This is a genomic window from Williamsia sp. Y844, assembly GCF_056786475.1.
In genome coordinates this window covers 655,780-674,968 of record NZ_JBXCJB010000003.1, presented here as the reverse complement: position 1 = coordinate 674,968, position 19,189 = coordinate 655,780, and the positions used below count along the sequence as shown (strand labels likewise).

General features: G+C 62.0%; 16 protein-coding genes. 11 read left to right on the top strand and 5 right to left on the bottom strand.

The features are described 5' to 3' along the window. Positions 1-7 precede the first annotated feature (7 nt). The 4 genes from AC1TQG_RS19950 to AC1TQG_RS19935 all read left to right on the top strand — a co-directional run bounded on the left by AC1TQG_RS19950 (position 8) and on the right by AC1TQG_RS19935 (position 5,553). Positions 8-1,480 carry a dihydroorotase gene (locus AC1TQG_RS19950; protein ID WP_482139562.1) on the top strand — a complete coding sequence of 491 codons (1,473 nt, stop codon included), beginning with the start codon at positions 8-10 and terminating at the stop codon, positions 1,478-1,480. After that, positions 1,477-2,715, top strand: coding sequence for a CaiB/BaiF CoA transferase family protein (locus AC1TQG_RS19945; RefSeq protein ID WP_482139561.1), 1,239 nt, complete (start codon positions 1,477-1,479; stop codon positions 2,713-2,715). Before AC1TQG_RS19950 ends, AC1TQG_RS19945 begins: the two co-directional genes overlap by 4 nt. Before the next feature lie 85 nt (positions 2,716-2,800). Further along, positions 2,801-3,859 carry an alpha/beta hydrolase gene (locus tag AC1TQG_RS19940; protein ID WP_482139560.1) on the top strand — a complete coding sequence of 353 codons (1,059 nt, stop codon included), beginning with the start codon at positions 2,801-2,803 and terminating at the stop codon, positions 3,857-3,859. Positions 3,860-4,248: 389 nt separating this feature from the next. Next, positions 4,249-5,553, top strand: coding sequence for a GAF domain-containing sensor histidine kinase (locus AC1TQG_RS19935; RefSeq protein WP_482139559.1), 1,305 nt, complete (start codon positions 4,249-4,251; stop codon positions 5,551-5,553). 31 nt (positions 5,554-5,584) lie between these two features. Here AC1TQG_RS19935 and AC1TQG_RS19930 read toward each other — a convergent pair whose 3' ends face one another. The 3 genes from AC1TQG_RS19930 to AC1TQG_RS19920 form a co-directional block, all read right to left on the bottom strand. Beyond that, a complete protein-coding gene (locus AC1TQG_RS19930) occupies positions 5,585-6,037 on the bottom strand; it encodes an Hsp20/alpha crystallin family protein (RefSeq protein WP_482139558.1) in 453 nt (150 codons plus the stop codon). A gap of 113 nt (positions 6,038-6,150) precedes the next feature. After that, positions 6,151-6,798 carry a response regulator gene (locus AC1TQG_RS19925; protein ID WP_482139939.1) on the bottom strand — a complete coding sequence of 216 codons (648 nt, stop codon included), beginning with the start codon at positions 6,796-6,798 and terminating at the stop codon, positions 6,151-6,153. A gap of 110 nt (positions 6,799-6,908) precedes the next feature. Next, positions 6,909-7,799 (bottom strand): universal stress protein, encoded by an 891-nt coding sequence (locus AC1TQG_RS19920; RefSeq protein ID WP_482139557.1) that lies wholly within the window; start codon positions 7,797-7,799, stop codon positions 6,909-6,911. Between the two features lie 554 nt (positions 7,800-8,353). Between AC1TQG_RS19920 and adhP the strand changes: the two genes are divergently transcribed. The 4 genes from adhP to acpM all read left to right on the top strand — a co-directional run bounded on the left by adhP (position 8,354) and on the right by acpM (position 13,194). Next, positions 8,354-9,382 (top strand): alcohol dehydrogenase AdhP, encoded by a 1,029-nt coding sequence (gene adhP, locus AC1TQG_RS19915; RefSeq protein WP_482139556.1) that lies wholly within the window; start codon positions 8,354-8,356, stop codon positions 9,380-9,382. Positions 9,383-9,452: 70 nt separating this feature from the next. Beyond that, positions 9,453-11,945, top strand: a complete 2,493-nt coding sequence (locus tag AC1TQG_RS19910) for an ATP-dependent Clp protease ATP-binding subunit (protein ID WP_482139555.1) — start codon at positions 9,453-9,455, stop codon at positions 11,943-11,945. Positions 11,946-12,036: 91 nt separating this feature from the next. Next, positions 12,037-12,852 (top strand): hypothetical protein, encoded by an 816-nt coding sequence (locus AC1TQG_RS19905; protein ID WP_482139554.1) that lies wholly within the window; start codon positions 12,037-12,039, stop codon positions 12,850-12,852. A 45-nt stretch (positions 12,853-12,897) separates the two neighbouring features. Further along, positions 12,898-13,194 (top strand): meromycolate extension acyl carrier protein AcpM, encoded by a 297-nt coding sequence (acpM, locus tag AC1TQG_RS19900; RefSeq protein WP_482139553.1) that lies wholly within the window; start codon positions 12,898-12,900, stop codon positions 13,192-13,194. 181 nt (positions 13,195-13,375) lie between these two features. Here acpM and AC1TQG_RS19895 read toward each other — a convergent pair whose 3' ends face one another. Further along, positions 13,376-13,888 (bottom strand): PNPOx family protein, encoded by a 513-nt coding sequence (locus AC1TQG_RS19895; protein ID WP_482139552.1) that lies wholly within the window; start codon positions 13,886-13,888, stop codon positions 13,376-13,378. A gap of 291 nt (positions 13,889-14,179) precedes the next feature. Between AC1TQG_RS19895 and AC1TQG_RS19890 the strand changes: the two genes are divergently transcribed. Further along, the gene (locus AC1TQG_RS19890; RefSeq protein WP_482139551.1) at positions 14,180-16,906 is read left to right on the top strand and encodes a cation-translocating P-type ATPase; all 2,727 of its coding nucleotides are present in this window, start codon (positions 14,180-14,182) and stop codon (positions 16,904-16,906) included. A gap of 66 nt (positions 16,907-16,972) precedes the next feature. Here the strand turns inward: AC1TQG_RS19890 and AC1TQG_RS19885 are convergent, their stop codons facing one another. Next, positions 16,973-17,239, bottom strand: a complete 267-nt coding sequence (locus tag AC1TQG_RS19885; RefSeq protein ID WP_482139550.1) for a helix-turn-helix domain-containing protein — start codon at positions 17,237-17,239, stop codon at positions 16,973-16,975. 96 nt (positions 17,240-17,335) lie between these two features. On the opposite strand from AC1TQG_RS19885, the gene map reads away from it, so the two are divergent. Together map and AC1TQG_RS19875 are read left to right on the top strand one after the other, a co-directional pair. Next, complete coding sequence (gene map, locus AC1TQG_RS19880) at positions 17,336-18,118, top strand: type I methionyl aminopeptidase (protein WP_482139549.1); 783 nt, start codon at positions 17,336-17,338, stop codon at positions 18,116-18,118. A gap of 297 nt (positions 18,119-18,415) precedes the next feature. Continuing rightward, positions 18,416-19,174, top strand: coding sequence for a carboxymuconolactone decarboxylase family protein (locus AC1TQG_RS19875; RefSeq protein WP_482139548.1), 759 nt, complete (start codon positions 18,416-18,418; stop codon positions 19,172-19,174). Positions 19,175-19,189: the final 15 nt, after the last annotated feature.

The following is a 19,189-nucleotide window of genomic DNA, read 5'->3' as shown; positions in this document are numbered from 1 at the left end:
AACCACCATGGCGATTACATCGCTCCTGATCAAGAATGCACGGGTCGTTCAGACCGGACCGGAACATCCGGAAGAGGGCGAGTTCCTCGACATCCTGATCACCGACGGCAAGTTCTCGCGCATCGAGGCATCGATCCCCGTCGACCCGACCTATGAGGTCATCGACGCTGCCGGACGCATCGCCTTCCCCGGTGTCGTTGACGCGCATCAGCACTGGGGTATCTACAACCCGCTCGGCGACGACGCCGAGATCGAGTCACGGGCATCTGTGCAGGGTGGTGTCACCACTGCGCTGTCGTATATGCGCACCGGCCAGTACTACCTGAACAAGGGTGGCGCCTACGGTGAGGTGTTCCCCGAGGTGCTCGAGCAGACCGAGGGCAAGCCCTTCGTCGACTACGCCTACCACCTGGCGCCGATGTCGAAAGAGCACATCGCCGAGATCCCTTCGCTGATCGAAGATCACGGTGTCACCTCGTTCAAGATCTTCATGTTCTACGGAAGTCACGGACTGCATGGTCGCTCCACCGACCAGAGCGAATTCCTGATGATCCCGAAGGACGAGCGGTACGACATCGCACACTTCGAGTTCGTCATGCGTGGTATCCAGAAGGCGCGGGAGCAGTTGGCCGACAAGGCCGATCACATCTCGCTGTCTCTGCACTGCGAGACCGCCGAGATCATGAGCGCGTACACCAAGCTGGTCGAAGAAGAGGGCACGCTGACCGGCCTCGCCGCGTACAGCGCCTCGCGTCCGCAGCACTCCGAGGGTCTGGCCGTCACCATCGCTTCGTTCCTTGCGGACGAGACGCAGATGCCCAACATCAACCTGCTGCACCTGAGTTCGGCCAAGGCATTCGTCGCCGCGATGCGGATGGCAAAAGCGTTCCCGCACGTCAACTTCCGGCGTGAGGTCACCATCGGACATCTTCTCGCCGATATCGACACCGCGTACGGCCTCGGCGGAAAGGTCAACCCGCCGCTGCGTCCCCGGGATGACGTCGAGGCACTGTGGGAGCACGTCATCGCGGGCAACGTCGACTGGGTTGTCAGCGATCACGCCTGCTGCAAGGACGAGAAGAAGTTCGCCGAAGACCGTGGTGACATCTTCGCCGCGAAGTCCGGATTCGGTGGCGCCGAGTACCTTCTGCCCGGACTGGTCAGCGAAGGCCGCAAGCGTGGACTGAGCTGGCAGCGGATCGCCCGGCTCACCGCGACCAATCCGGCGGAGCGTTACGGACTCCCGGGCAAGGGTGCCATTGCGGTCGGCATGGACGCCGACCTGGCGCTCGTCGACCCCGATCACAACTGGACGGTTCGTCCGGAGGACTCGGAGTCCGCTCAGGAATACACCCCGTTCGAAGGCTTCGAGCTGGCGGCCAAGGTCACCGACACCTTCGTCCGCGGACAGCGCGTGCTGACCGACGGAGCGGTCTCCGGGACACCGGCCGGTCGCTACCTGCACCGCCCGTACAAATGAGTGATCCGGTGACCACCGATTCCACGGAGGTCCCCAGCGGGCCGGTTCCGACCGGCCCGCTGGCCGGCATTCGAATCCTCGATGTGTCGACCATCCTGGCCGGACCGTTGGCTGCCCAGATTCTGGGTGACTTCGGGGCGGATGTGATCAAGATCGAACATCCGACCCGTCCGGACGGCATGCGCGGCCATGGGCTGGAAAAGGACGGTCAACCGCTCTGGTGGAAGATGGTCTCGCGCAACAAGCGCACGCTGTCGCTGTATCTGGGCAGCGACGAAGGTGCAGCCATCTTCCGGCGTCTGGTTGCCGAGGCCGACGTGGTGATCGAGAACTTCCGGCCGGGCACGTTCGAGAAGTGGGGCCTGGGCTACGACGTCCTGTCCGAGATCAATCCGCGGCTGATCATGCTGCGCGTGACCGGCTTTGGTCAGACCGGGCCATACTCCGCCCGGCCTGCGTTCGGCACGCTGGTCGAATCGATGAGCGGCTTCGCGCACCTCACCGGTGCTGCCGATGGCCCGCCGACCCTGCCGGCTTTCGGACTGGCGGACTCGATCGCCGGTATCGCCGGTACCTCGGCGGTGTCGATGGCGCTGTTCCACCGGGAACGCACAGGCAAGGGACAGGTCATCGACCTCGACCTGCTCAGTCCGATCATGACGGCCGTCGGTCCGGGCATCATCTATGCCGATCAGCTCGGCATAGATCAGAAGCGGAGCGGGAACCGATCGAGCAACAATGCTCCACGGAACCTGTACCGCACCAGTGACGATCACTGGCTCGCCATCTCCACCAGCGCGAACTCCATCGCCGAACGTGTGCTGCGGCTCGTCGGGCACCCGGAGGTCATCGACGAACCGTGGTTCGCCACCGGCCGTCAGCGTGCCGCCCATGCAGATCTCCTCGACGGCTACGTCGGTTCGTGGATCGCTGAACGCACGCGCGACGAGGTGATCGATGCGTTCGAGTCCGCCGGGGCCGCAGTGGCACCGGTGTACAAGCCGAGCGACCTGCTCAAAGATCCGCAGGTTCAGCACATCGGCATGACAACAACGGTGGATGATGCCGATCTGGGTCCCATGCGGATGCAGAACGTGATGTGGCGGATGAGCAAAACTCCGGGCAACATCCGGCACACCGGTCGCGCACACGGTTCCGACACCACCGAGATCCTGTCCGAAATCGGTTGTGATGCAGATGAAATAGCTACGTTGCGCGAGCACCGGACGGTGTGATTTCCAGTCAACCGGTGATCGTGGGCTCAGTGCATCGGTGGCCGGACTCACGTCCGGTCAGTAGGTTTCGCGTACTCTCACGATCGTGAGCCAGGCCACCGCGATGTCACTGTCGACCCGAGTGAGAATCCAGCGCATTCTCATGCAGCTTGCTGCGCATATCCCGCAGGCAGTACTCCGGATGGCGGGCCGGCGAAGCCGAGTGAATGCGGACGGTGACCGGATCGCCGTCGAGATGGCCGTGACAGGTTTCTTGGCCGCGCATGTGAAGTCCTTCGACATCGCCGGGAAATCGGTCGCCGAGGCTCGTGTGGACCTGCGGGCCAATGCGGTTGCATTGGCCGAGGATCTTCCTCCGATGGCCGTGGAGGAGGACCTGTTGGTCGACGGGCCCGGCGGCATGCTCCCGATCACCCGCTATCGAGCTCAGACGGACTCGACGGGCGTCGTGGTCTTCTTCCATGGCGGTGGTTGGGTGATCGGGGATCGTGTCAGTCACGACAACCTGGTGCGCAGGCTGGCCATCGCGTCCGGTGCCGACGTTCTGTCGGTGGACTATCGGCTGGCTCCCGAACATCGGTTTCCGGCCGCCGTCGACGATGCGGTCGCTGCGTGGCGGTACGCGGTGGATTCCGCACCGCGCTGGGGTGTTTCGACGTCGCGGATTGCCCTCGCCGGGGACAGTGCCGGAGGAAATTTGAGTGCTGTTGTGGCCCAGCAGGTTCGAGATGAGGACGTGACGCCTTGCCTTCAACTGTTGATCTACCCCGGTACCGACGCCACAGCTCGACACGCATCGCGCCGGGAGTTCGCGAACGGGATGTATCTGACCGACGAGCGCATCGACTGGTTCCTCGATCACTACGTGCCCGATATCGCGATGCGCAGTGACCCTCGGGTGTCGCCGCTGCTGGCGCAAGACCTTTCGGGACTGGCCCCGGCATATGTCGTCATTGCCGGATTCGATCCACTCCGGGACGAGGGGATCGCTTACGCGCAGCGGCTCGCGGCGGCAGGCGTGTCCGTCACATTGGATCGCGCAGGCAGTCTGATTCACGGATTCGCAAATATGACCCTGATCAGTGCGGACGCCCGTGCTGCGGTCGACCGGATGGGTGCAGCATTGGCCGACGCGTTTCGTTGAGAAAGAGTGGAACCGTCCGGTCGGGTGTGCGAAACATTTCCGAAAAGGAGTTGTGGCATTGCGATTCAAGCGATCCCGGACGGGATCAGCATAAAATCAGTGTCCGAATATCTGTAACTAAAATGTGATTCAATTGTTATGGGCTCGTTGAATACCGGTTTGATATATCCGATATGCCCGCCAACGGTCCGTTACAGCGATTGGGTGCTCGTCGCGCAGGTGAACATCGCAAAATCTCCACATGGCCACCGATAACCGGAGAGATTCCATTTCCAAGTCGATATTCCAACGGCTGCAGCCAATTTGATCAAACGGAAACCCGCGGGGGCGCTTTGCCACTAGCGTGGGTTTTGTAATACTGCGTGACCACCCGATCTACGGGGGACCTTATGGAACTGACGTCCGCCGCTTCACAGGAACTGCGAGGTGGTTCGTCCCTCCTCCGCGTACGTGACCTTTTCGGCGAAGTCCACGACCAGATTGCGCACCTGGAGGGACCGAGTGCGCAAACCGACGAGCTCATCGAAGCACTGGCTTCGGCTGCGGCCGTGGTGGTCGACAACGCATGGCTCTACGACGAGTCGCAGTCGAGATTGGGGTGGACCGAGGCCATCAGTGATGTTCGAGCCGAGTTGCTGTCGGGTGCCGACTTCGACGCGGTTGTGGAGATGATCGCCCGACGGGCGATGGACCTGACGGGCGGAAATGTCGCAATCATCGCCAGACCGCGGGATCCGGAACAGCCTCGCGAACTGGTCCGCGAACTCGTCGTGACCGTGGCCGAAGGTGAGTGCATTTCGCAATCCGTCGGTCGCATCATCCACATCGCAGGATCAACTGTCGGTGCGGTGTACTCCGGGCGGACGCCACATTTGTGTGATGAGTTGGAAGGCGAGATCTCGGGCCTCACCATGAGTACCGAAGGTCCGGCCTTGGTCGTCCCGTTGAGTGGTGGGGACACGATCAGCGGCATCTTGGTCGTTGCCCGCCGGGGCGGGCAGAGTCCGTTCAGCCAAGACATGCTGACGCTGGCTGCGAACTTCGCTGATCAAACGGCGTCAGCACTGTCGGTGGCGGCGGCGAATCGGCGCACCCACGAACTGGAAGTGTTTGCGGACCGGGACCGAATTGCACGCGACCTGCACGACCACGTCATCCAGCGCGTTTTCGCCGCGGGGATGAACCTGCAGGGGACCGTACAGCGAACCCGGTCTCCAGATGTCCGACGCCGGCTCACCGGCACCATCGATGATCTGCAGGACGTGGTGCAGGAGATTCGCGCGACCATCTTCGACCTGCAGAACGAAGCGCCGCAGACCCCGCAGCTGCGCCAGCGGATACACGAGGTCATCGACAACCAGGCGGGGGATACCAGCGTCAAGACCTACCTGCGGCTATGCGGACCACTGTCCGTGGTCGGAGCCGATTTGAGTGACCACGTGGTTGCGGTCGTCAGAGAAGCGGTGAGCAACGGAGTTCGTCATGCCGCCGCCGAAACGATCACCGTGACCATTTCGGTCGGCAACGATCTCACTATCGAGGTCATCGACGATGGGATCGGCATGCCGACCGAAGTGGTTCCCAGCGGTCTGGGCAATCTGCGCTCCCGTGCACGTGAACTCGGCGGGGACCTGACGTTGTCCTCGCCGGGCACCGGCACCGGTCTGATGTTGTCGTGGTTCGTGCCGCTGTGACAGATGGCCTCTCGTCAATTGCCTCGTCGGGTCACTTGGTCTCGACGGTGATCTGCTTGCCCTGTGACTTGGCTTCCGACAGCGGCACCGTCACGGTGAGAATTCCCTTGTCGTAGTCCGCTGTGACCTTGTCCTCGACAAAACCATTCGGCAGCGGCATCGATCGGATGAACGAGCCGTAGGCGAACTCGGATCGAGTATCGGACTTCTCCTCAACGGTGCGCTCTGCCTTGAGCGTCAGCATGCCGTCCCGGACTGTCACGTCGACGTCCTTCTTCGGATCGATGCCCGGCAGCTCGGCGCGCACGACATACTTGTCATCGGTCAACTCGTCTTCGATCCGGATCAGATTCGAACTCGGTCGCATCGAGCCGAGTGCGGGGAATGCGGCGAAGAAATCTGCCACGTCGGGGATGAGTGATTGGATCGGATGGCGTGTCGCGGGCTTGTTCGTCGCGGGCTTGTTCGTCGCGGGCTTGTTCATCAGGGAGACCTCTCAGTCGGTTACGGTCTGCCTGTATTTCACCGGACTTCGATACGTCGGCGGGAGGGCAAAAAGACCTTGCTGTCGCGGCCGAACGAAAGGGCCGACAACCCTTATCGGCCGGGATTCTTGGGGTGCCTTTCGAGCTTGGCGGCGTATACGGCCGCCTGCGTGCGGCGTTCCATTCCGAGTTTCGCCAACAGCCGGGAGACGTAGTTCTTCACCGTCTTTTCCGACAGATGCATCCGGGCGGCGATCTGGCGATTCGTCAGACTCTCGCCGAGCAAGGCGAGAAGTGTCTGTTCCTGCTCGGTGAGTGCGTCGAGGGGACCGGTCGCCCCTTGCGTGCGGAGTTGATCCATGAGCGCCGCGGCCGCGGTGTTGTCAAGAAGCGACTTGCCTGCCCCGACATCTTTGATCGCTTTGGCCAGGTCCATCCCGGCGATGTTCTTTACGACGTACCCGCTGGCTCCGGCGAGAATGGCGTCGAGCATCGCCTGGTCTTCGGTGAACGACGTCAGCATCAGACACCGGAGATCGTCGAGTTTGGTGCGCAACTCCCGGCACAGTTCAATGCCGCTGCCATCTGGCAGTCGAACGTCGAGAACGGCCACGTCGGGTTTCAATGCCGGAATCCGGGCAAGGGCCTGAGCGTAGGTGCCGGCTTCCCCGATCACGGCCAGATCGGGGTCAGAGCCGATGATCTCGATCAACCCTCGCCGCACCACCTCGTGGTCATCGACCAAGAACACCGAGGTCACAGCTGCACTCCCCATATGGCGTGCTCCTCAGATGGTGATGACAGATCCGGTTGTGGCTCGCTCAATTGTAGGCGCAGGAAATGGTCCGTCGACCGCCTTGAGTAGTCGGGTCAGGGACGCGCGATGAGCACGGGACAAGACGCGGTGTTCAGCAGGACACGGCTCGTCGACCCGAGAACGCGGGCGATGAAGTTGCCGCGTCCTCGCGAGCCAACGACCAGCAGGGCGGCGTCGGTTGACGCATCCCGCAGTGCAGCGACCGGCTCGCTGTCGAGAACCAACTGGGAGACCTCGAGGTCTGGGTACTGTTCACGGTATCCGGCAAGCGATTCGGCAAGTACCGCCTCTTCGGCCGTACGCGCGTCATCCCACGACAACCCCCCGCGATCGGCCTTGAACACCGGGTGAAGTCTCGTGAAGTTCCAGGCGTGGATGGCCACGAGTCGAGCGTTTCGTAACGATGCTTCTTCGTACGCCAGACGCACAGCCAGTTCGCCCGATCTCGATCCGTCCACACCGACGACAACAGCATCCGGCGTCGTGTCCCGCGCCGGACCGGGATGTTCGCGAACCACCACGACCGGACACGCCGCGTGGGACGTCAACGCATCGGCGACCCTCCCGAGCAGGCCGGGGACTCGGGGAGTTTGTCCTTCAGCGCCGATAACCAGTAGATCCGCGCTCGCCGATATTCGCTGCAGGCCCAATCGGGGTTCGCACAAGAGGCGTTTCGTCTCGATGACGATGTCTGTAGCAGCGTCCGCGACCTCAGATTCTGCCAGCGACCTCGCCTCCGCCAGGTCCTTGTCGGCGCGCTCGTTGAGGAGATCGAAGTACGCGTCGGGTATCGGATAGTCGCTGAGGGTGATCAGATCGTCGTCGACACAGCAAAGAAGCAGCAGTCGGGCCGATCTGATCGCAGCTTCGCGTGCGGCCCACCGCACTGCGCCGTATGACGCTGCCGAGCCGTCGACACCTGCGACAATCGGTTTGTTCTCCATGTTCGCTCCTGACATCGAGCACAGGCCATACCGTAACCACGGTCCCATCTTTCAGTCCGGTTCGGTAGTGCCACAGGGCACCGCAACCCATGCCGAATGTCACCTGGGCCGATCGGCGATGAGATTGATGGTCGACCAACCCGCGACCGGGTCACTTTGCTCGGGCGATCTTCGATGAGTGGCGTCCGCACACCTGTTTGGCGGATCGCAACGGGATGCGGCCGGCCGCTTGTCCGCTGTGCCAATGGATTGTGGAATCTGAAAGGACATTGCGCCACAACAGGTTCCGTTGCACTCGAGTGTCGATACGCGCTTCCGGTGCGTGTCCATGATGCTTCGAGGTTCAGGCCGTATTCATGTGGGGGAGGCGGCCTGTCTTGTTGACGAAGGTCAACGAGCGTGACCGTCTCCCGATGACACTTGGCATTCGTTCGATGACTTTGTGCCCGCGCGGCCAAGAGGCCACGCGTGATGCACTGAGATTCGTGGCGTCATCGGCGGTTGCCGCCCTCTGCTAGAGACCACGAACTTCGGACAGAAGGGTCAGCACAGTAATGGAGATGATGAAGGCCGCGGTCGTCCAGAGTTTCACTGGTCCACTTGTCGTCGAAGAAGCTCCGATCCCGTCACCCGGCCCGTTCGAAGCCTTGGTCAAGGTCGACTATTCCGGCGTGTGCCACACGGATCTGCATGCGGCGCGGGGGGATTGGCCGGTCAAGCCGCAAGTCCCATTCATTCCCGGCCACGAAGGTGTGGGAAAGGTCATCGCGACGGGTGACAGCGTCACCCGGCTTGCCGTCGGAGACACCGTTGGAAACGCTTGGTTGTGGAGTGCTTGCGGCGAATGCGAATACTGCGAGACAGGCTGGGAAACATTGTGTCCCAACCAAATCAATGGCGGCTACAGCGTGGACGGATCGTTCGCAACCCATATGCTCGTCGACTCCCGGTACGCCCCGATCATCCCTGACAACGTCGACTTGAAGGCTGTGGGACCCATCCTGTGTGCCGGCGTCACCGTCTACAAGGGTCTCAAGGTCACCGATACCCAGCCCGGAGAGTGGGTGTTGATCTCGGGCATCGGTGGACTCGGGCATATCGCTGTTCAGTACGCGCGCGCCATGGGGCGGAGAGTGATTGCGGTCGATGTCGATGACGCCAAACTCGACCTGGCCAAACAACACGGTGCCGAGATCGGCATCAATGCCGCCAAGGTCTCCGATCCGGCGGCGGTCATCCTCGAGTCCACCGGTGGCGGCGCCCACGGCGCGTTGGTCACCGCGGTCAATGCCCATGCCTTTCCGCAGGCTGTGGCGGGTCTTCGTCGTGGCGGCACCGTCTCTCTGGTCGGTTTGCCGCCGGAGGCGTTTCCGCTCGATATCTTCACCACAGTGCTCTTCGGTCTCACCGTGCGCGGGTCGATCGTCGGTACTCGAAAGGATATGGCGGAAGCGCTCGACTTTTTTGCCCGTGGACTGATCGAACCCACATACACGGTGCGCGAATTACCTGAAATAAACGACATCTTCACTGCCATGACCGACGGCGATATCAACGGACGCATTGTTCTCGATCTCACCTGAACCACGTTGGCGCGGCACTGTCGTCGAATGGTGAGGCCGCCGGCGCACCGGAGAGAGAAAGGTACGACTGATGACCAACCCCTGGATGGACCAAAGCCCCTTCGACGATATGTTCAACCGATTCTTCGGCACTGAACGACCCCGTCCGCAGGTCCAGCGTGTCGACTTGGGGCGGCTGCTCAACGACGAGGCCAAACTGTTGGTGGCAACGGCTCGCGAGGCCGCAAAGCAGTGGAACAGTGATGAACTCACACCGGAACACCTGCTCTATGCAGCAGCGCAAGTCGAAACCTCGCAGAATATGCTGAGAGAGTTGGGAATTGATCCCGAGCAGCTCGCCACGGAGATGTATGAGCGCATCACCGCGGTCCCGTCAGAACCACACGGCGGCGACCTCCCGCTGAGTCCCGCCACCAAACTCGCGCTGCGTACCGCTCAGCAGCAGGCTTATCAGGCCGGTGTCAGCTATGTCGGGCCTGAACATATTCTTGTGGGAATCGCGTCGAGCGCCGAGACACCTGCAGCCCAGGCCTTGGCCGGCAATCTGAAACCTGATGGAGCGCAGTCAGGTTCGGGCGCTGGTGCCAACAGCGAGACGCCTACGCTGGAGGAATACGGTCGCGACCTGACCGCCGAGGCGCGTGCGGGGAACATTGATCCGGTGGTGGGTCGCGCGGACGAGATCGAACAAACCGTGGAGATCCTTTCCCGCCGACGCAAGAACAACCCGGTCCTCATCGGCGATCCGGGTGTCGGCAAAACTGCGATTGTCGAAGGATTGGCGCAGCGAATCGTCAATGGCGATGTTCCATCCACCCTCGCGGACCGTCGGGTGATCGCCCTCGATATCGGTCAGGTCGTGGCAGGAAGCAAGTATCGGGGTGAATTCGAAGAACGGCTGACCAAGATCCTCGACGAGATCAGGGCTCATTCGGATGAACTCGTCATCTTCATCGACGAGCTACATACCATCGTCGGTGCGGGTTCGAGCGGCGAAGGTTCAATGGACGCGGGCAATCTCCTCAAGCCGGCGTTGGCCCGTGGCGAACTCCACACCATCGGTGCCACCACCATTGACGAGTACCGCAAGTACATCGAGAAGGACGCCGCTCTCGAGCGTCGCTTTCAGCCGATCCTGGTGTCGGAGCCGTCGGTTGACGACACCATCGAGATTCTCCGGGGTCTTGCCGACACCTACGAGGCTCACCACCAGGTCCACTACACCGACGAAGCGCTCATCGCTGCCGCTGAACTCTCCGACCGGTACATCACCGATCGGTTCATGCCCGACAAGGCGATCGATTTGATCGACCAGGCCGGGGCTCGTGTGCGGTTGCGTACCAAGACACCTGGCACCGACGCTCGCGCCGTCGAAGAAGAGCTGGCCCGTCTTGAACGCGAGAAGGACTCAGCCGTTGCGGCCGAAAACTACGACCGCGCCGCGGAATTGAAGGCCGAGATCGCGGCGCAGAAGGACGGGGTTGACGAGTCCTCCGACAGCCGCACCCAAGATGTCACCATTGTGGACATCGCCGAAGTCGTCTCGCGCCAAACGGGCGTGCCCGTCGCCGAACTGACCGCCGAGGAACGCACAAAGCTCCTCGCGCTCGAGGACGTGCTGCATTCCCGCGTCATCGGCCAGGACAAGGCCGTCACGGTTGTCGCCGAGGCGGTGCGACGGGCACGGGCGGGGCTGGCCGATCCCAGCCGCCCCATCGGTTCGTTCCTCTTCCTCGGGCCCACCGGCGTCGGCAAGACAGAACTCGCGAAAGCGTTGGCAGAAGCCGTCTTTGGTGACGAGGACCGGCTGATCCGGTTCGATATGAGCGAGTTCCAGGAAAAGCACACGGTTTCGCGTCTGGTCGGAGCACCTCCCGGTTATGTCGGATACGAAGAAGCGGGCCAGCTCACCGACAAGGTGCGAAGGCAGCCGTATTCGGTGATCCTCTTCGACGAGGTCGAGAAGGCGCACGCGGACGTATTCAATGTCCTGCTGCAGCTACTCGATGATGGTCGCGTCACCGACGCACAGGGGCGCACAGTCGATTTCAAGAACACGATTGTGATACTCACCAGCAACATGGGATCGGACCTGATCCTCAACACACCAGACGCGGACACGATCGCCGTGCAGTTGATGGAACGTCTGCATTCGCATTTCCGTCCGGAGTTCCTCAATCGTATCGATGAGATCGTGACCTTCACGCGCCTCGACGAGGAGCAGCTACGCGCCATCGTCGAGCTGACACTCGACAGCACCCGCCGCCGGCTTCGCGCACAGGATATCGGGCTCTTGGTCAGTACCGCAGCCCAGGACTGGTTGGCGCGCACCGGTTACCAGCCGGAGTTCGGTGCGCGACCGCTGCGCCGGACGGTGCAGCGAGAGCTCGACAACAAACTGTCGCACTATCTGCTCGACGGCGCGCTCGTCCCGGGCGACACCGTCAACGTCGATGTCGCCGACGACACCCTGAAGATCACCTTTGATGCGGGCGATTCCGCAGAGGGTGACGAGAGCGCTGACATCAGTACCGAGAAAAAGCCGTCGAAACATTCGGTGTGACGAGGCGTCCAACGGTGATCGGTTGACCGGAGCAGTAGCCAGGTGTCCAATTCCCTGGACACCCGGCAGATGAACGTGCCACACTCGTGCGGTGACTTCCTCTCACACCTCCTACCGCATCGACGTCGCCGTGGCAGCGGTGAACGCCGCTCGCACACGGTCTTCAGTCGCTGATCTGGCGCAACGTCAGGTAGTTGCGGCGGCTATTGCGTTGATGCGGGCCGAAGGGCTCAGCGATCGGAAGATCGCGACCGCAATGGGCATCTCGAAATCGTCGATTCGGGCCATGTCTGTCGAGCCGACACCCGATCCTGATCAGCAGCGCGACGTCACACGGCTGGCACATCAGGTTTGGGTCGATGTCGCCGATCTCGCCGGGGAGCGGTTCGTCGTCGAGGGCGATGACATCCCGAGTTTTGAACGTATGGCCGCGCACGGCATCGAGCTTGCGTTCCCGGCTTCGCTGGGACGCGCGGACACGACCTCGCGCGAATATGTTCAGATGACCACGGGGCAGCGGATACTCGTCTTCTCCCAGTCGCGATGGAACGGTTTTCCCGACCAATCGGCCGCGTTGGGCTGGGACCATCGGGGAACCTACATCATCCATCGTTGCCCAGGCCTCCACGCCGATGGATGCGCCGAATCGCACACGATCATGCCGCCGAGTGAACTCGGCCTCGAGGATGGTGTCGAGGTCTACGGTTCGGGTTGGGACGACCGCAAGCCGACAGCACACCAGGTCTGGAAACTCCTCACCGCAGCCATCGAAGAACACTTCGAGGTGTTCGATCCTTCCTATCCGGAACTCGAATTGCGCAGGCGCCCGGGCACGACACCGCGGTACCCGACCCGCGCCGGGAACAGTGGTGTCGCCGCAGACGTGAGGCGACCTTCACCCCGTTGAATATCAAACCATCGCAACCCAATTCCGAGAAGAGGACATCTATTCATGGCTACTGAACAAGAATTGATCGCAGGCATAGCCGAGATCATCGAAGAGGTCACCGGTATCGAGCCAGAGGAGATCACCATCGAGAAATCGTTCGTCGACGACCTCGACATCGACTCGTTGTCGATGGTGGAAATCGCGGTGCAGACCGAAGACAAGTATGGCGTGAAGATTCCCGACGAAGATTTGTCTGCTTTGCGCACCGTCGGCGACGCCGTCGCCTATATCCAAAAACTCGAATCAGAGAACGCCGATGCTGCCGCGGCGATCCGGTCACGCATACAGGAACAAGACTGACTGTTTCCGAAGGTTTGTCCCGACCAATGCGGCAGGCGACGTAGCGTGATCTGTCGTCCTCGCCAAATGTTCGGGCAATTCGACAGGGTAGCCGACCTGATCCTCGCAGGGCAGTCTACTTAAGGGTCCGATGGTGTTGGTGCCCTGCCGATCTCACACCTTCCACACAGGGCAAGGTCGATCAGATGGGACCGTCGAGGTGTTGCTCGATCCGGAATACGGGATAAGACGCTGCGACACCGCGAAATTCGGACAGCGGTGCGGTGCGGGGGACCGGGATGTGGGGCCGGGCTCCTGGCGCCACCTGCACATAGCGCCGCAAAATCGGCGCTCGTTCATCGACGGGGATTTCGACGAGGCGCACCGGCTGCGTACCGAGCGTCGCCTCGCCGGCGGCCGCTCGTACATTGCGCACCCAGTTCGCGTCATCTCCCAGCATCGACACCAAATACCGTGAATCCTCGAAATCGGTGACCACCACCGGCACTGATACGGGTTTACCGCTGCGTCGGCCGCGAACCACCAGCGTCGCCGCACGCCCTGACGTCAACCAGCCTCGGGAATACAACCACGCCGAGAGCGAGTTCATCGCGCGAGCCAGCGCATGTGGGCGACCACCCCGATACATCCACCTCTTCGGGGCATACCACCACGGTCCACCCCGCCGCGTCTGGCTCGGGCTCTCCTCGGTCACCACCGCACCTCCCAAAAGCTGGTCATCACAACATAAACTCACTTCCGCCCTCGCCCGTCAACCGGCATGTGAGCGGGCTCCGGCTGCGATAACGTCGAAATTGCCGCACGGTCGATCGACTTCCCGGTTCGACGCGCTAGGTGATGGGCCCGAGTGCGGACCGTTTGGGGCGTGTGGCCGGTGCAGTGCCGTCTCGTCTGAATCGGTCTTTTCCGACTTTTGCGCGGATCGACTTGTGCGCCAGAGGTGTCTCGTTGGGCAACCTCTGATGAGCCCGGTGAGGAGCCCTGAATGTCCGAGCAGCTACAGAGCGTTACGCACACTGCGAGCGTTGAGAAGATCGTCGGGGATCTCGACGTCGACATCGAGCAGGGTCTGTCGAGTGGGGACCAGCGTCGGCGCCTCGCGGACTATGGCGAGAACAGCCTGGATGAAGCCGCACGTATCCCGCCCTGGCGCAGAATTGCCCGGTTGCTCGCCGACAAGATGACGGTGGTGCTCATCATCGCTGCGGCGGTCAGCGCTGCCGTCTCCCACGATTGGGAGACACCCGTCGTCATCCTTGCGGTGATCAGTCTCAACACGGTGCTCAATTACGTTCAGGAGACCCGGGCCGAAGGCAATCTGCAAGCTCTCCGGGATATGTCCGTAGCGGTCTCGCGGGTTCGCCGCGACGGGCGTGTGCAGAACGTGGACCGCACCGAGATCGTGCCGGGCGATGTGGTGCTGCTGGAGGCCGGCGACGTCATACCCGCCGACGGTCGGGTGGTCGAGACTGCGCGATTGCAGGTGGCCGAATCGGCGTTGACAGGGGAATCGAACCCGGTGGACAAGAGCGCCGCGGTGCTCGACGATCCCGATCTGCCCATCGGGGACCGGACGAACATGCTGTTCATGAACACCGAGGTCACCCGCGGACGAGCAACCATGGTTGTGACCGGCACCGGGATGAACACTCAGTTCGGAACCATTGCAGCGCTGCTTCATACCGCAGGGGCGGACAAGACCCCATTGCAGCGCCGCATCGATCAGCTGGCCACGTTGCTCACTGTTGTTGCATTTGTTGTGGTCCTGATCGTGTTCCTACTCGGGCTCATTCGAGGTGAGTCTTGGTCAGACATGTTGCTGACAGCGGTATCTCTCGCGGTGGCAACCATTCCAGAGGGTCTGACCGCGGTCGTCGCCTTCACCTTGGCGATGGGGGCCTCCCGGCTCGCCAAGCGTGGTGCCATCATCAAACAGTTGGCGGCCGTCGAGACACTGGGCAGTACAACGCGAATCGCCACCGACAAGACCGGCACACTGACTCTCAACGAGATGACCGTGCGCCGTCTCGAGGCAGCAGGTCAAACTTTCCGTGTCACGGGGTCGGGCTACACCACCGAGGGCAAAATCCTGACCGACGGTGAGCAACCTCTGCCCGACTTCCGCCGCGCACTCCTGGCGATGTCATTGTGCAACGACGCCAGTGTTTCCGAGGGTGTGCTGGTCGGCGATCCCACTGAAGGTGCCCTCGTGGTGCTTGCCGAGAAGGGTGGCGTGGACGTTGTCGGTGCCCGCCGGAGCTATCCGCGCGTGGCCGAGGTCCCGTTCGATTCCGACTACAAGTTCATGGCGACGTTTCATGTCCACCAGAGTCCCGACGACACCCCTGGGGTTCGCTGTTACGCCAAAGGTGCGCCGGGACCGTTGCTGGCACGCGCCAGTCAGGTGCGCGACGTCGATGGTGATCGTGTGCTCACCGATGAAGACCGGGCGGCGTTGGCGGCGATTGTTGACGAGCTGGCACGAGATGGTCTGCGTACCCTCATGATTGCCGGTAAGATACTCGAGCGCCTTCCCGAAGATGCAGAAGGGTTGTTCGACGCGGTCGACAGTTTGACCGTGTACGCCGTGGTCGGCATCCTCGATCCGCCGCGTCCCGAAGCCCGCGAAGCCATCGAGACTGCTCGGGGCGCCGGAATCGCCGTGCACATGATCACCGGTGATCACCTCACCACGGCGTCGACGATTGCCGGCGATCTCGGGATCGTCGGTGAGGCCGTGTCGGGTGCTGATCTCGACACGATCGACGACGCCGAATTACGCGAGCGCGCAGCGAGATTCGGCGTTCTTGCGCGAGTGGCACCCGAGCACAAGATTCGCTACGTCAGGGCTTTGCAAGAGGCCGGCGAAGTGGTGGCCATGACCGGCGACGGGGTCAACGACGCACCCGCCCTCAAACAAGCCGATATCGGTATCGCCATGGGTATCACCGGCACCGACGTGTCCAAAGGTGCGGCGAAGATGATTCTCACCGACGACAACTTCGCGACAATCATCGCGGCGGTGCGGGAAGGCCGTGGGATCTACGCGAACATCATCAAGTTCGTGAAGTTTCAGCTCACCACGGCGTGGGGCTTTGTATTGATCTTTCTCACCGCGGGAGTGGCCGGTATCGCCGGTGGGACACCGTTCACGGCGATCCAGATCCTCTGGGTCAACATCATCATGGACGGGCCGCCCGCGCTTGCGCTCGGCGTCGACCCGACCGAACCCGACACAATGCGGCAGAAGCCGCGTTCGCCGAGCGAACGACTCCTCAACCGCAATAGGCTACTTCGGATTCTTGCCCTGGGAATTGTCATGGCGACCGGCACGATTCTCGTCATCGCCGGCGCCGATGAGATCTTCCCGGAAACGGCCGACGATCCTCTGGTCGACACAACACTGGGTTTCACGACCTTCGTCTTCTATCAGGTCTTCAACCTTCTCAATGTGCGCTCGGATCGGGTTTCCGTGTTCTCGCTGCAGACATTCACCAACCACACGATCTGGTTGTCCCTCGTGGCGATCATCGTCTTGCATATCGCGGTCATCAACGTCGGTGTCCTGCAAGAGCTCTTCGACACCACCTTTTTGACCGGCTCCCAGTGGTTCTTCGCAATTGCGGTCGCCTCATCAGTGCTGTGGATCGAAGAGGTCCGAAAAGCTGTGGTGCGGAGGGTCTGGCCGATAGATCGGCAGCAGGCAGCGTGATGCTGTTCGCCGATCTCCGGTCAATTCGGTGTTCAGCTCGCCCAGGCAGGCCATGGCGAGTTCACGTCAGCCGCTTTTACGTAGGTCAGCGGGGGCAACGCAGATGTCCGCAAGGTCCTCGAGCGGCAGGTCGAGGGCACGGGCCAAGGCTGCAATGGTTGTGAATGCCGGAGTCGGCATCCGGCCGGTCTCGATCTTGCGGAGCGTCTCTGGTGAGATCGCCGCGGACTGCGCCACTTCGGCGAGCGTGCGATCGCCGCGAGCTTGGCGCAGATATGCACCCAGGCGCTGACCAGTCGCGAGTTGAGCAGGAGTGAGTGGGAGACGAACCATTCCGCCAGCTTACTCCAGGCCGGTATGAAAATACCGGCGAAACAGCTAGGCTGGTATTTAAATACCGGCCATCGGGTCGGTTGGAGAGGAACTCCCGTGCTCGAACTGAAGACACCTCGAGAGATCGACGCGATGCGCGTCACCGGCGCATTCATCGCCGAATTGCTCGACGACCTCACCGGCCAGGCGAAGCCGGGGGTGAATCTACTCGACCTCGAACACCGCGCCCGCGATCTGATCGCGCAGCGCGGTGCGCAATCGTGCTACTGGGACTACGCGCCGTCATTCGGGCGAGGCCCGTTCCGCAACGTCATCTGCCTGTCGGTCAATGATGCGGTGCTGCACGGCCTTCCGCACGACTACACACTGCGTGATGCCGATCTGCTGAGCATGGACATTGCGGTGTCGATCGATGGGTGGGTCGCCGACAGCGCCCGCAGTGTGATCGTCGGTGTCCCGCGCCCCGAGGACGAGCGCCTGATCGAAGCCACTGAACGTGCCCTGGCAGCGGGGATTGCGGCGGCGTTGCCCGGCAACCGCCTGGGTGACATCTCGGCCGCGATCGGCGCTGTGGCCGCCGACTACGGATACCCGGTCAACACCGAGTTCGGTGGCCACGGACTGGGTCGCACCATGCACGAAGACCCGCACGTCCCCAATATCGGACGTGCGGGACGAGGTCTCAAACTGCGGCCCGGGTTGACCCTTGCGCTCGAACCCTGGCTCGCCCGCAGCACCGACAAAATCATCTACGACGATGACGGGTGGACCATCCGCTCCGCTGACGGATCTCGTACCGCCCACAGCGAACACACGATCGCCGTCACCGACGGCGCCCCACTTGTGCTGACGTGCCTGGATCGTTCGCGGGCACGATGATCCTGGGATCAATTGCGGGGGAGGGGATTCCAGCGACACATCCCGGGTGTCGCCGTCAATCGGGTACCTCGATGACGCGCTGCTCGGACATCGTCGGGAGGCACAAGGCACCATGATCGAACCCGTTTCGTGTTCGTCGTAGGTCAGGACGTCGTCGCCGTCGCTTTTGTCCGTATCGCACGTCCGACTCCTGAACGGGGTACTGATAGGCCCTCCCGCAGCCGCGGCAGCCGACCTACATTCGAATCAACGGACCCAGTCGACGTGAAGATGTGGTCACGGTGAGGAGTGTTGTAGATGGCCGCGAACGCGCGAGCGCAGAAGAATCACGATGAGCTCTTTCCAGGGCATGTGTCGACACTGGCGCAGACCGATCCCGAGTTGATCGAGTACTTTGACAACTTCGCTTTCGACGAGGTACTCCAAGACAGTCGCCTCGAGATTCGGAGTCGACTGATGGTTCAGCTGGCCTCGATGATCGCAGGCCAGGCGCTACGCGAATATCGAGTCATGCTCGGAGCGGCGCTGACCGTGGGGGTGACACCGGTCGAGGTCAAAGAAATCGTGTATCAAGCGGTGCCGTACGTGGGTATGGCCAAGGTCTTCGACTTCCTGCACGCAACCAACGAGGTGCTGACCGAACGCGGTGTCGAGTTGCCGCTACCGGGCCAGTCCACAACCACCCCGGACAGTCGCATGGCGAAGGGCTTGGCAGTACAGAAGAAGATCGTCGGCACTGACACCGTCGAGAGCTTGTATGCCAACGCGCCCCAGGATCAGGCGCATATTCTGCGCTTGCTGTCCGCCAACTGCTTCGGCGATCACTACACGCGCACCGGACTCGACGTACCTACCCGCGAGCTACTCACGTTCGCGATGCTCGTCGCGCACGGCGGCTGTGACCCGCAGGTCAAAGCCCACGTCGCCGCCAACCTTCATGTCGGCAACGATCGCCGGGTCCTGATCGATGTCCTGACCCAACTCCTACCCTTCATCGGCTATCCCCGAACACTGAACGGTCTTCGCATGGTCGATGAGGTCACACAGGACAAATAGCCGCGGCACCTGGAA